Origin of the sequence: Nitrospirillum amazonense (assembly GCF_029594735.1) — a bacterium.
Classification (GTDB): Bacteria; Pseudomonadota; Alphaproteobacteria; order Azospirillales; family Azospirillaceae; genus Nitrospirillum; species Nitrospirillum amazonense.
This window is the reverse complement of sequence record NZ_JARPAF010000004.1, coordinates 457,645-470,587: the sequence shown is the minus strand read 5'-3', so window position 1 is coordinate 470,587 and position 12,943 is coordinate 457,645. Positions and strand designations below refer to the sequence as shown.

Annotated in this window: 9 protein-coding genes; 4 read left to right on the top strand and 5 right to left on the bottom strand. The window is 68.0% G+C overall.

Features of this window, described 5'->3' with window-relative positions; genetic code table 11:
• Positions 1 to 104 precede the first annotated feature (104 nt).
• Positions 105 to 779: a response regulator transcription factor gene (locus tag P5F91_RS22925; RefSeq protein WP_145608478.1), complete on the top strand. Its 675-nt coding sequence runs from the start codon at positions 105 to 107 to the stop codon at positions 777 to 779.
• Positions 764 to 2,197 carry a sensor histidine kinase gene (locus P5F91_RS22920; RefSeq protein WP_246134180.1) on the top strand — a complete coding sequence of 478 codons (1,434 nt, stop codon included), beginning with the start codon at positions 764 to 766 and terminating at the stop codon, positions 2,195 to 2,197. The genes P5F91_RS22925 and P5F91_RS22920 overlap by 16 nt, the downstream gene beginning before the upstream one ends.
• A 27-nt stretch (positions 2,198 to 2,224) precedes the next feature.
• Here P5F91_RS22920 and P5F91_RS22915 read toward each other — a convergent pair whose 3' ends face one another.
• Positions 2,225 to 4,936, bottom strand: a complete 2,712-nt coding sequence (locus P5F91_RS22915) for a glycoside hydrolase family 38 N-terminal domain-containing protein (RefSeq protein ID WP_277908359.1) — start codon at positions 4,934 to 4,936, stop codon at positions 2,225 to 2,227.
• 190 nt (positions 4,937 to 5,126) lie between these two features.
• Between P5F91_RS22915 and P5F91_RS22910 the strand changes: the two genes are divergently transcribed.
• Positions 5,127 to 5,738, top strand: a complete 612-nt coding sequence (locus P5F91_RS22910; RefSeq protein WP_277908358.1) for a class I SAM-dependent methyltransferase — start codon at positions 5,127 to 5,129, stop codon at positions 5,736 to 5,738.
• Positions 5,739 to 5,748: 10 nt separating this feature from the next.
• Here the strand turns inward: P5F91_RS22910 and tcuC are convergent, their stop codons facing one another.
• Positions 5,749 to 7,041 (bottom strand): MFS transporter, encoded by a 1,293-nt coding sequence (gene tcuC, locus P5F91_RS22905; protein WP_277908357.1) that lies wholly within the window; start codon positions 7,039 to 7,041, stop codon positions 5,749 to 5,751.
• 241 nt (positions 7,042 to 7,282) lie between these two features.
• Here tcuC and P5F91_RS22900 point away from each other — a divergent pair, with 241 nt between their 5' ends.
• Positions 7,283 to 9,763 (top strand): ABC transporter permease, encoded by a 2,481-nt coding sequence (locus tag P5F91_RS22900; protein ID WP_277908356.1) that lies wholly within the window; start codon positions 7,283 to 7,285, stop codon positions 9,761 to 9,763.
• Positions 9,764 to 9,783: 20 nt separating this feature from the next.
• Here P5F91_RS22900 and P5F91_RS22895 read toward each other — a convergent pair whose 3' ends face one another.
• From P5F91_RS22895 to P5F91_RS22885, 3 genes are all read right to left on the bottom strand, one after another.
• A complete protein-coding gene (locus P5F91_RS22895; protein WP_277908355.1) occupies positions 9,784 to 10,713 on the bottom strand; it encodes an aspartyl protease family protein in 930 nt (309 codons plus the stop codon).
• Positions 10,714 to 10,876: 163 nt separating this feature from the next.
• A complete protein-coding gene (locus P5F91_RS22890) occupies positions 10,877 to 11,836 on the bottom strand; it encodes a retropepsin-like aspartic protease (RefSeq protein WP_277908354.1) in 960 nt (319 codons plus the stop codon).
• Positions 11,837 to 11,873: 37 nt separating this feature from the next.
• Positions 11,874 to 12,866, bottom strand: coding sequence for a pepsin/retropepsin-like aspartic protease family protein (locus tag P5F91_RS22885; RefSeq protein ID WP_277908353.1), 993 nt, complete (start codon positions 12,864 to 12,866; stop codon positions 11,874 to 11,876).
• Positions 12,867 to 12,943 lie beyond the last annotated feature (77 nt).

Sequence of the window (12,943 nt, the reverse complement as noted above, 5' to 3'; positions counted from 1 at the left end):
GCCTCTCCGGGATAGTGAATCCCAGCGATTGAAGACTTGACGGGGCCGGGCGGAACTCCACCGCCCGGCCCTTTGTCTGGTGTCCCCCAACCCAGGTTGCCCCCATGAAGATCCTAGTCATCGAGGACGACGCCCAGGCCGCCGCCTACATGCTGAAAGGCCTGAAGGAGGCGGGACACGCCGTGGACCATGCGCCCGACGGCACCCAGGGGCTGTACCTGGCGGGGGCGGAGCATTACGACGCCCTGGTGGTGGACCGCATGCTGCCCGGCCGCGACGGCCTGTCCCTGGTCAGCCTGTTGCGCGCCGCCGGCAACGATACGCCCGTGCTGGTGCTGAGCGCCCTGGGCAGCGTGGAGGACAGGGTGACCGGCCTGCGCGCCGGGGGTGACGACTACCTGACCAAGCCCTACGCCTTTTCCGAACTGCTGGCCCGGCTGGAAAGCCTGGGACGCCGACGGGCGGCGCCGCAGGCCCAGGCCACCAAGCTGGTGGTGAGCGATCTGGAGATGGATTTGCTGGCCCGCACGGTGAAGCGGGGCGGCAAGGTCATCGACCTGCTGCCGCGTGAATTCCAGCTGCTGGAATGCCTGATGCGCAACGCCGGCAGCGTGGTGACCCGCACCATGCTGCTGGAGCAGGTGTGGGACTATCACTTCGACCCGCAGACCAACGTCATCGACGTGCACATCGCGCGCCTGCGCCAGAAGGTGGACAAGGGCTTCGACCAGCCCCTGATCCAGACCGTGCGGGGGGCCGGGTATTGCTTACGTCCCTGAAGCGCCCGGCCGCGGAGGCGGCGGGCGCCGACCTGCCGTCCGACCGGCACCGCCATCTGGGCCGGCTGCTGCGCACCACCACCTTCCGTTTCGCCCTGATTTATCTCGGGCTGTTCATCGGCTCCGTCCTGCTGGTGCTGTGGCTGATCTACTGGTCCACGGCGGGATTCCTGGCGGGCCAGGCCGACACCGGCATCCGCGAGGACATGCAGGCCCTGGCCGACCGCTACCGCACCGGCGGCATGGCCAGCCTGGCGGAGGCGGTGAACGAGCGTGGCATGGGCAACGCCTCCTCCATCTACATCCTGTCGGCGGGCTCTGGCGCCACCCTGGCCGGCAACCAGTTCTGGCCCAAGGGCGTGGATGAGGCCGGCTGGGCCAACCTGCCGGTGAAGGATCCCAGCACCGGCCAGGTGCGGCCCGGCGACGTGCGCGCCCTGATCGCGGTCCTGCCCGGCGGCTATCGCGTGCTGGTGGGCCGCGACCTGGGCGAGGTGCGGGTACTGCGCGAGCGGCTGGAGCGCGTCATTGGCTGGAGCATGGGCCTGGCCCTGGTGCTGGGCCTGGTGGGCGGCCTGGCCATGAGCCGTGTCTGGCTGCGACGCCTGGACGGCGTGACCCGCACGGCGGAAGCCATCCGCGAGGGCATGCTGGTCAGCCGCGTGCCCCTGACGGGCAGCGGTGACGAGTTCGACCAGCTGGCCCACACGCTGAACGCCATGCTGGACCGCATCGAGGCGCTGGTGGCCGGCATCCGCCATGTCAGCCAAGGCATCGCCCACGACCTGCGCACCCCCCTCACCCGCCTGCGCACGCGCCTGGAACTGGCCCTGATGCACGACACGGTGGAGAACCCGCGCGAGGTGCTGGAGGCCGCGATCGAGGAGGTGGACCACCTGCTGGCCACCTTCCGCGCCCTGCTGGCCATCGCCGAGGTGGAGTCGGGCGGCAGCCTGCCCATCGCCCCCGTGCCGCTGGACGCCCTGGCGCTCAGCACCGGTGAACTGTACGACGCGGTGGCGGAGGACCAGGGCATCACCTTCACCATGGCGGTGGAAGCGACCGGCCCGGCCGCCACGGTCCAGGGCAACCGCCAGCTGCTGGGCCAGGCCCTGGCCAACCTGCTGGACAACGCCCTGAAGTACACGCCCGAGGGCGGCCACGTCAGCCTGACCGTCGCCGCCGACGGCCCATCCCGCGTGAAGGTAACCGTGGCCGACAACGGCCCCGGCATCCCGGCGGAGGACCGCGAGCGGGTGCGCGAGCGCTTCTTCCGCCTGGACCGCGACCAGGCCCGCCCCGGCAGCGGCCTGGGCCTCAGCCTGGTGGATGCGGTGGCCCAGCGCCACGGCGGCACCCTGGTGCTGGAGGATAACGGCCCGGGGCTGAAGGCTCAATTGCTGCTGCCGGTGGGATGAGGCGTCCCACCCGGGAAGCCAGCAGCCTTACGTGAGCTGCAGGGTGGCCAGGGCGTTGGTCATCGTCAGGGTGACGGTCCCCCCGCTGAGGGTCACCCCCTGGTCCGGCCCTGGCCATGGCCCCTCCGCCGCCGTGACCGCCACCGCCTGCGACGGCGCCAGGCCGGCACCCAGCGTGACGGCCACGTCCTGCGCCTTATTGGCCGGGGAGTAGAGCCGCAGCACGACACTGTCTGAATTGGCGGCGAAGCTGCCGGGTTTGGCGGCGGTCAGGATGGCGGCGCCGGTGGTGACGGCGGCGATGCTGTCCTGCTGGGGCAGGCCGTTGGTGACGCCTGCCTGGGTGGGCAGCAAGACGCCTTGCAGCGGGGTGTTGTAGGATAGCGCCTCCTGCAAGGGCGCGCCGCTGTCCGGCGTACCCAGCCCCCCGGGTACACGCAGGGCGTACGCCAGGGTATGGGGTCCGGTATCCGTCCCGCTGGCGCCGTGGCCGCCGCTGGTGGGCGTGTTGCGCATCAGGCAGCCGATCAGCGCGCCATCCGCGTCATAGGCCCAGGCCGGAACGCCACCGTGATAGAGGGCCGCCAGGGTGGCGCCGTCCTGGTCCTGGGGCAGCACGAAGTTATGGGTGGCCTGGAAGGTGGGTGGCCCCCAGAAGGGCTGGCCGTCACCGGCGCGCAGGGGCTGCTGCGTGGTCCAGTGATAGGGCGTGCCGTGCACCAGGCCGGTCACCGCCGACGACAACGGGAAGCGGGCCATGACGGAATAGCCGGACGGCGCCTGGCCCGTGGTCACCATGCGCAGGAACGGCTCCCCCGCCACCAGCTCATAGTCGCGGGTGTAGCGGACCGTCGTCCCATTCACCGCGTACGCCACGACGGTGCGCAGCCTGACCCGCACGGGCCCCGTCTCCAGCACCACGGCACCCAAGCAGGCGCCGGTGGTGGTGGCGGTGACGCCCGTATCGGGGTGGAAGGAGTAGGACCCGTCGACATATTCGTTGCCGAACTGGTAGAGCCCGCCCTGGTCGACATAGAAGGTCATGTCGTTGCCGGTGCCCGAGAGGATGTCGGTGCTGGTCGACTGGTCGACCAGCGATTCGACACCCCAGTTGGCGGCGGGCGAGATGGTGGCGATCAGATAATCGTTCTGCAGCACGTAACCGCCGCCGCCGGTGGCCGGGGTGATGCTGACGGGGGGCGAGCCCTTCGTCCCAGCCCCGCTGGAGACGCCGGCGGACAGGCTGCCGCTGGCGTCATAGCCCAGGCTGTCGACCGTGGCGATGAACAGCATCTCCCCCTCCGAGGAAATCTGGGCCGCGCTCTGCTTGCCATCAAAGGTGACCTGGTCCAGGCCGGGCACGGCCACATCGGATATGGCGACCAGGCCCGTGCGGGCGAAACCCAGGGAATTGGCCACCAGCACGGGATATTTATCCTCGCTGGGCGCCGTCATGGAGGCCAGGGCGTTCAGGGCCGTGGCACGCAGACCGGCGGCCGTGCCCGCCACGCCGCGCAGCAGGGGCAACTGCTCGGTGGCGTAAACGGCATCGTTGGCGGTGCCGCAGACGTAATCATGATGCGTGCTGGGCAGGAAGGCCATCCAGGCCGCCGCCAGATCATCCCAGAAACCGGTGGGCAGGGCATTGTTGTAGGTGGTGTCGTTGGGCCGGGTCAGCAGCCCGAACACCTCGGCGGCCACCAGCGCGCGCAGCGCCCGGTTGTGCAGCGTCTTCAGTGCCATGCGGCTGGCGTAATAGCCGGTCCAGTACGGTGTGCCGTTGTAGGGCGCCAGCAGGGGCAGGGGATAGTCGGCCTGGTTCTGCTGCAACTGGGTGATGAAGGTGTCGAAGGTCCCCAGCGTCACCTGCGTGTTGGTCGCCTGGGCGCCACCGCCGAACACCTTGTTGTCGTTCCACTGGGTGACGGCCGCCTGCAGCCCCGTCAGCGGCATGCTGAAATCATTGTCGATGGGGATGTAGAGATAAGGGGTGGCCGCGGCGCCGTACTGGACCGGGTCGCTGTCCTGGGTCGGCAGGTAGGCGTTGGTGAACAGCGAGATTTGGGTGGCCTCAGCGGGACTGCCCAATTGGTTGCCGAAGGCGTAACTGTCGGGCATCCAATGCGTGATGGCGGCCGACCCGTCAGAAGCCTGCCAGGTGAAGTCGAAATGGGTGGCCGGCCAGTCCTGGCCAGCGGGCGACTGGGTCGGATCGGGCACTAGGCAGCTGCTGTTGCTTCCCGGCAGGCGGGAGAAGCCGATACCGGTGAAGCCCAGCGCCTGGGTCAGCACGGGCAGCTCCGGATCCTGGCCGAAATCGTCCGGAATCCAGCAGTGCGGCTTCGGCGTGATGAAGGGCAGCGCCTGTGACAACCACACATGGCCCACGAGGTAGTTGCGCAGAAAGGCTTCGCCCGCGCAGACCAGGCAATCCGGCGAGGTGATGCCGCCGCCCAGTACCTGGAAGGTGTCGCCGTTCTCCAGCACCTGCTGCAGCGCGCTGACCTGGTCGGGCGAAACGTCGATGTAGCGCTTGAAATACCCCATCTCGCAGATGGTGTAATAATAGGTGATGCCATCGACGGTGGGGGCGGACACATTCGTGATGGCCTGGTCCAGGATGGCTTTCACCCCCTGGCCATACTTGTAGTACCAGAAGTTCTGCTCGAAGGTGTAAAGCCAGTCCCAGTCCAGGTGGGCGGACTGGTCGAGATACAGGGTGTAGGGCGAAATCGACATGGGGGCCTCCACCGCCAAAACGGCGCCCTCTCCGGGGCGTCTGATCCCGATCAGCAGACCACAACCCAGAGTCGATATTCTGTTAAATTATTGCAGCTCTACCTTCAGGGTATCCAGCGTCGCCGCACCGAACCGCCTCCTGCCCGGCCGGTGTACCCAATAAACGCTACCCCGTTCCCGGACCGAAATCATGAGCGACGCCGACCGCATCATCGACCTGTACCGGCGCCACGGCCTGGCGTGGGAGGCCGACCGCCAGGCCGCCCAGCGCCGCCGCCCGAACATGGAAGGCCCCTGGCTGGACCGCTTCCTGGCCCTGGCGCCGCCGGGACCGATATTGGACCTGGGGTGCGGCGGCGGCGACCCCATGGCCAGCTACCTGGTGGCACGGGGCCGCGCCGTCACCGGCGTGGACAGCGCCCCCGCGCTGCTGGACCTCGCCATCAGCCGCATGCCGGACCAGGACTGGCGGCTGGCCGACATGCGCGGGCTGGATCTGGGCAAGCGTTACGCCGGCATCCTGGCCTGGAACAGCTTCTTCCATCTGGATTTCGATGATCAGCGCGCCCTGTTCGCCGTGTTCCAACGCCACGCCCTGCCCGGCGCGGCCCTGATGTTCACCAGCGGCCCCCGCCACGGCGTGGCCATGGGGCACTACGCCGGGGAGCCGCTGTACCACGCCAGCCTGGACCCGACCGAATACCGCGTCCTGCTGGACACACACGGCTTCGACGTCGTGGAGTTTCGCGCCGAGGACCCGGATTGCGGCCGCCACACCGTGTGGCTGGCGCGGGGAAGGTAACGCCGCCCCCTCACCCTTCCGCATGCCGCTTGGCGAACCGGGCGCTGACCGGCACGGCGACCAGGCCGCAGAACGCCGCCGCCGACAGCCATAGGCCCGGCATGGCGGCGTTGCCGCCGTGCTTCACCAGGTAAGTGCTGACGAAGGGGGTGAAGCCGCCGGCGGCCGTGGCCAGGCTGTAGGCGAGCGAAAAGCCCGCCGTGCGCACGGCGGTGGGCACGATCTCGGTCAGGTAGACGACCATGGCGCCGTTGTAGCAGGCGTAGAGGAAGGACAGCCACAGCTCCACGCCCAGCAGGCGGCCGAAGCTGGGCGCGTCGGCCAGCCAGCTCAGCGCCGGATAGGCGGTGGCCAGCGCCAGCACGGTGCAGGCCACCAGGATGGGCCGGCGGCCGATACGGTCGGACAGCGCGCCCGACAGGGGCAGCCAAGCCAAGTTGCTGGCGCCCACGGCCAGGGTGACCAGCAGGGCGTCCATGTCACTGAGGTGCAGGGCATCGCGGCCGAAGGTGGGGGTGTAGGCGGTGATGAAATAGAAGGACACGGTGGTCATCAGCACCAGGCCCACGCCGGTCAGCACCACCCCCCAGTTGGCCGCCAGCGAGGCCAGGATTTCACCCACCGTGGGCCGGTGCTTGCGCGCCAGGAAAACCTCCGTCTCGGTCAGGGACCGGCGGATTTGGAACAGGAAGGGCACGATCAGGCAGCCCACCACCAGCGGAATGCGCCAGCCCCAGGCCTGCATGGTGTCCGGCGGCAGATAGAAGGTCAGCGCCACGCCGATCAGCGCCGCCACCATGACCGCCACCTGCTGGCTGGCCGACTGCCAACTGACGTAGAAGCCCTTGCGGCCCGGCGTCGCGATCTCCGACAGGTAGACGGAGACGCCGCCCAGCTCCACCCCCGCCGAAAGGCCTTGCACCAGGCGGCCCAGCAGCACCAGCAGGGGTGACAACAGGCCGATGGTGGCGTAACCCGGCATGAGCGCGATGGTGATGGTACCCACCGACATCAGGCCCAGGGTCAGCAGCAGGCCGTCGCGCCGCCCCTTGCGGTCGATATAGGCGCCCAGCGCCAGGGCGCCGATGGGCCGCATCAGGAAACCGGCGCCGAAGGTGGCGAAGGTCAGCAGCAGGCCGGCGGTGTCGCTGCCCTTGGGGAAATAGGCGCGGCTGATGGCGCCGGCGAAATAGCCGAACACCATGAAGTCGTACATTTCCAGGAAGTTGCCGCTGGCGACCCGCACCACCGTCATCACTTGGGACCACCGGTCCCGGCCCGCACCCGCCGGCGTCACGCCCATTTCACACCACCAACCATTTCCTCGCCACCCCACCCTGCCACGCGAGACCCGGCCCCGCCAGAGTGCGCGTGTCGCGGCGGGCACGCGTCCGTTTCCGCACACTGTCCGCGCGCGGACAGCGACCTTCGTCCGGGGGTATAGGAAAAACAAGAGCTTATTGATGGCCCTGTTATTGCTTATTTCGATGCAAAACAGCCAACCGGCACAACCGGATGGCCAAAGAATGCGAAAGGGGTGGTTGGTGGGGAATTATCTGACGGTCGCCCTGCGGGTCATGGCCCGGCACAAGCTGTACACCGTATTGAATTTGCTGGGCCTGGGCATAGGCTTGGCGGCGGCCATCCTGATCCTGGTGTTCGTGCGGCACGAAACATCCTTCGACGCCTTTTTCCCGTCCGCCGACCGCCTCTACCAGATCGACACCGAGGTCCACGACCTGGGCCAAGAGCCCCGCCGCATCGCCAGAACCGGACGGGCCATTGGCCCTGCCTTCGCCGAGGGCCGGCCGGAGGTGGAAGCGGTCACCCGCGCCAGCAGCGGACGGATGGTGGTGCGCCAGGGTGACCAACGGTTCGGGGATGTCGTCACCGTCGTCGACGGCAATTTCCTGGCGGTATTCCCGCGCGCGGTGCTGGCTGGTGATGCCACGGCGGCCCTGGCCGACCCGGCCGCCGCCGTGCTGACCCAGGCGGGGGCGCGCCGCTATTTCGGTGATGGGACCGCCCTGGGCCAGACCCTGGTGGTCCATGACCACAGCTTGACGGTGCGCGCCGTGGTCGCCGACCTGCCGGAGACCACGCACTTCGCCCCCGCCCTGATGATGGTGCCCACCAACTCCGTCATCCTGTCCAAGCCTAACCCTGAGGAGGACTGGTTCGAACTGGACTGGCGCACCTACGTCCGGCTGGCCCCGGGGGCGAACGCCGCCGCCGTTGGGCGGGAGTTGACCGCCTGGCACCGCCACGCGGCGCCGGACGCCCAGACGCCGCAAGGCCCCCTGCGGCTGGCCGAGTTATATGTGCCCCGTCTGCGCTCCCTGCGCGCCATCCACACCGACCCTATCGAGGATGACGCCCAGCCGGGAACCGACGCAGGCAGCCTGTCCCTGCTGTCCCTGGTGGCGGTGCTGATCCTGGGCGTCGCCGCCATCAACTTCACCAACCTGGCCACGGCGCGCGGCTCCCTCCGGGCGCGAGAGGTGGGGGTGCGCAAGACGGTGGGCGCCAGCCGGGGCCGCCTGATGCTTCAATTCATGAGTGAGGCGCTGCTGCTGACCGGCCTGGGCATGATCCTGGCCATCGCCCTGGCGGAGATCACTCTGCCCCTCTATTCCCGCCTGACGGCCACGCCGCTGAAGCTGGATTACGGCGACCCGGCGCTGCTGGGCCTGCTGGCCGGCATGGGCCTGCTCACCGGCATCGCCAGCGGCGCTTATCCCGCCTTCGTCCTGTCCGCTGTCACCCCGGTGTCAGCCCTGCGGGGGGCCTCAGCGGCCAGCGGCACCGGGCGGCTGCGCACCCTGCTGGTGGTGTTCCAGTTCGCCGTATCCATCGGGCTGCTGGCAACGGCGGCGGTGGTGCACAGCCAGTATCTTTACGCGCAGCGTAAGCCGGTCGGGTTCCAGCGCGACAACATGGTCATGGTCGATATCGACGACACGCTGGGCGCGCCGGGCAAATGGCCCCCCTTTATGGACAGGCTGCGCCAAGAACCGGCCATCGCGGACGTGGCGGCCAGCACCATCTATCTGGGCGCCCCGGGTGAGGGTGAGGATGAACTGGTGCGCCGGCCCGGGGATGCCGCCCCCGTGACCATGCGGGGCGAGGGTGTCAGTTTCGGCTATATCCAGACCATGGGCCTGCGCCTGATCGCGGGCCGGGCGTTCGACCCCGGCCGGCCCGCCGACAAGGTGCACCGGCCGGACTGGATGTTGGCGGACAAGCCGCCGCCCCCGGGCGTGACATCTCTGGAGCTGCCGGCGGCGGTGGTGCTGAACCGGTCCGGCGCACGGCGCCTGGGCTTCGCCAGCCCGGAGGCCGCCATCGGACAGGTGGTGTTGAAAACCGTGGGCTCGGCCGGCTCCGCCCTGACCATCCGGGGCACCGTCATCGGCGTGGTGGAGGATTTCCACTTCCGCTCCATCCACCGCCCGGTGTCGCCCGCCATCTTCCATGTCGGCGACGGCTTTTCCGTCATGATGGTCCGCTTGAAGGCCGGACAGACAGCGGAGGGTGTGGCCGCCATCGACCGCGTCTGGGCGACCCTGGTGCCGGACCAGCCCATCCACCGCTGGTTCCTGACGGATCGTTACCAGCACCTCTATGACCAGGAGCGCAGGACCGGCGGGCTCTTCGCCCTGTTCTCAGGCCTGGCCATCGTCATCGCCTGCCTGGGGCTGTACGGCCTTGCGGCCTTCACGGCGGAGCGGCGGACCAAGGAGATCGGCATCCGCAAGGTGATGGGCGCCACCCTGCCGCAGATCCTGCGCCTGCTGCTGTGGCAGTTCTTCAAGCCGGTAGGCCTGGCCTGCCTGATCGCCTGGCCCGTCAGCTGGTGGGCCTTGCGGCAGTGGCTCGATGGCTATGCCTACCGGGTGGCTCTTGATCCGCTCTGGTTCTTGGCCGCCGCCGCGATATCGCTGGCGCTGGCCTGGGCAACGGTGGCCGCGCAACTGGCCCGCATCGCCCGGGAAAGGCCGGTGCGGGCGCTGCGGTATGAATAAGCGGTCCCGCCGCCGGATTTTCAATTCTCGGCCGGGTTAACCGTCTCTGGCGCCTTGGCCGCCGTCTCGGGGACCTTGGGCAGGGGCGTGAAGATGGGATGCCCGACGTTGGTGAAAAAGATTTTGTTCTGGCTGTTGGCGACATAAATGCGGTGCGTCTTGATGAAATCAGCGCCTAACAGCATGTCGTGCGCGCCATCACGCTCCGGATCCGCGCCGGCTGAATAGTCGCCGAACCGCAGCCGCACATTGTGAACCGTCTCATCCCCCACGACGAAGGTCGCAAAGGTGCCGATCCACGTGGGAATGCTGCGCTTACCCACGCCGTGGCTGGCCGCCCCGGCGATGACACCGGGGTCATCCTCATGCACGCCGGCGCGGTGGGCGGCGCGCAGCTGCACACTGCTGCTACTGGCACCCGTATCGAGGATTGCCCAGAATTCATGGTCGTTCAACGCCACCCGTACCATGTTGGACGTGCGGCGCCCCGCCACCGGCTTCATTCGCGCCTCGGCATAGGTCTCCGCCCAATAGGCCAGGGGCACATCCTCACAGCCCGCCGGCTGGAAAAAGCGGATCGCTCCGCCAACGAAATCCAGCTCAACATCGCTCTGACCGAAGACGTCCTGACCCAGGATAAGTTCGATTCCGGGCCCGACATCGGCGGTGTCCAAAACCTCCAGCTTCAGGTCACGGGCGTGCCAATTCCCCACGGACAGTTCCGCGACGGGGGCGGACCCGATGGCCGCCTGGCCGCCCACCCCCACGGCGACGCCCGCCGCGGCATGCAGGGTGACGTCCAGGCCCAGACGCTCGGCCGCGCCCCGCGTCATGGTGGTGCGGTAGGCCCCCGTGTCGACCAGGACACGGATGGCTTTGCCGTTCACCATCCCATCCGCCAGCGGCTGATTATGCTCCACCTTGATGGGCAGCTCCGCGATTTTGTTCACTTTGCAATCCGAAGCCCCAGCCCAAGCGACACCGATGGGTGCGACCATCAAAATGGCGTTGATGGCCGTTAAGAACACCGCACCACGCATTTCCCCGAGACGCATCGCAACTCCCCGATATTGGCAAATGCGGCCGCCCGGCATCCCGGCCCCGCATCCACGCTTACGCCCCCGGCGGACCGAACACCGGCTTGGCCACGTTGGTGAAGTAGATCTTGTCCTGGCTGTTGGCGATGAAGATGCGGTGCGACCGGATGAAGTCCATGCCCAGCACCATGGCCAGGCTGCCGTCGCGCTCCACGCCCAGATTGTAGTAGTCGCCCACCGACAGGCGGGCGTTGCGGATGGTCTCATCCCCCACGGCCAGGGTGTCGAAAGTGCCGATCCAGGTGGACACCGGCGTGCGGCCGATGTCGTGCCGCTCCGGCCCCGGCGCCGAACCGGGGCTGTCCTCGCGCACGTTCACGCGGTGGGCCAGGCGGGTCAGCACCGTGCTGGTGCGCACGCCCGTGTCCAGCCGCGCCCAGAATTCCAGCCCGTTCAGCTGCACCACCACCCGGCTGACGGAATAGCTGCCAAACCCGTGGGAGCGCAGCGTGGCCTGGGAATAGGTCTGGGCCCAATAGGCCAGCGGCGTGTCATCACAGTCCGCCGGGCGGAAGAAGCGGATGACGTTGTGCGCCATGTCCAGCTCGACGTCGGACTGCACGAACAAATCCTGGCCCAGCACCATGTCGACATTGGCGCCGAAATCCCCGGCGTCCACCAGTTGCAGGCGATAGCCGCTGCCCTGCCAGGGGCCGAAGCTGAGCGTGTCGGCCTTCATGGTGCCGGCCTTGCGCCAATCCCCCTGCCCCAGGTTCACGCCGCGCACGGTGCGTTCCTGAAAGTCCAGGCCCAGCCGCCGGGCCGCCTGTACCGACACCAGGTGGCGGGTGGTGCCGGTATCGACCAGCGCCCGCACCGGTTTGCCGTCCAGCAGGCCCTCGGCGATGGGCAGGCCGTTCTCCAGATGGATGGGCAGTTCCCCCACCGGGTTCAGGCGGCAATCGGCCGTGCCCGCCAGGGCCGGGGCGGCGGCCAGCGTGAGGGCGGTAACGAGGGAAGCGAGACGATGGCGCATGGGGACGATCCTCGCAAGCAGGGACGGGACGGCTGGCTCAGCGCTCAGGCGTCACTTCGGCATCGGGCGTCTGCGTGTCGAAAATGGGCCTGGAAACGTTGGTAAAATAGATCTTGTCCTGGCTATTAGCGATAAAGATGCGATGCGACTTAATGAAGTCCATGCCCAGGATCAGACCCCACGTATGCCGCCCCAGGTCGGAGCGAAAGTCGGGATTGAACCGGGTGAACCGCAGCTTGACGTTGTTCAGCGTTTCATCACCGATGGCCAAGCTGTTGAAGGTGCCGACCGACAGGGGGTACTTCTCGCTGTCCGGGGGGCCGATCATGGCTAGTTGGGTGACACCGGGGCCCCCCTCATAAACGCCCTGCTGGTGGGCGATGGTGTCGCTCAGCGTGCTGTAGCGCGTACCGGTGGACAAGCGGGCCAGGAATTCGTGCCCATTGAGCCGCACCCAGATGCGATTGCTGAAACGGCGGCGTGGATCCTGGGCGTACTGCATGCCCGCTTCGGCGTAGGTGTCGGCCCAATAGGCCAGGGGCACGCCATCGCATCCCTGCGGTTGAAAGAAGCGGACCGTATTGTGGGCGAAATCCAGTTCCACATCGGCCTGGGAAAAGACGTCTTGGCCCAGGACAAGGTCGATATCCCCCGCGCCGGCGGCGACCACCATGAGGCTCAGATGGTCCGCCTGCCAGCCGCCGACCGTCAAGCTTTCCACCGACGCGGCCCCGATCTCCCGAACGCCACGGCCAGGCGTCAGCACCCCATGGGCCATGGGCAGGCGTGTCACCTCCAGCCCCAGGCGTTGGGCCGCCGCTTCCGTCAGCGTGGTCTTCGAACTGCCCGTGGACAGGGCGACGCGGATGGTGTGGCCGTTCAGCGTGCCATCCACTTCCGGCCGCCCCTCATTCAGCCGCACCCCCAATTCGGCAACCTTCTGAAGGTGGCAATCCTCAGCCCCGGCCAAGGCCAGCCCCGGCATCAGCAGAAGGGAAAGAGCCAGGACGGCAAGGGGGCGTCGGAGCATCGCAGGCGATTCCAGAAATCGAATTTCGCCCCTATATTGCAAACTTGCCCGCAACCAACAAGTGCGGCACGGAACAT

What these genes read in the sequence shown, in the direction of transcription:
- P5F91_RS22910 (WP_277908358.1), top strand. Translation starts at nt 5,127, where the DNA reads ATGAGCGACGCCGACCGCATCATCGACCTGTACCGGCGCCACGGCCTG.
- tcuC (WP_277908357.1), bottom strand. Translation starts at nt 7,041, where the DNA reads ATGGGCGTGACGCCGGCGGGTGCGGGCCGGGACCGGTGGTCCCAAGTG.
- P5F91_RS22925 (WP_145608478.1), top strand. Translation starts at nt 105, where the DNA reads ATGAAGATCCTAGTCATCGAGGACGACGCCCAGGCCGCCGCCTACATG.
- P5F91_RS22915 (WP_277908359.1), bottom strand. Translation starts at nt 4,936, where the DNA reads ATGTCGATTTCGCCCTACACCCTGTATCTCGACCAGTCCGCCCACCTG.
- P5F91_RS22885 (WP_277908353.1), bottom strand. Translation starts at nt 12,866, where the DNA reads ATGCTCCGACGCCCCCTTGCCGTCCTGGCTCTTTCCCTTCTGCTGATG.
- P5F91_RS22890 (WP_277908354.1), bottom strand. Translation starts at nt 11,836, where the DNA reads ATGCGCCATCGTCTCGCTTCCCTCGTTACCGCCCTCACGCTGGCCGCC.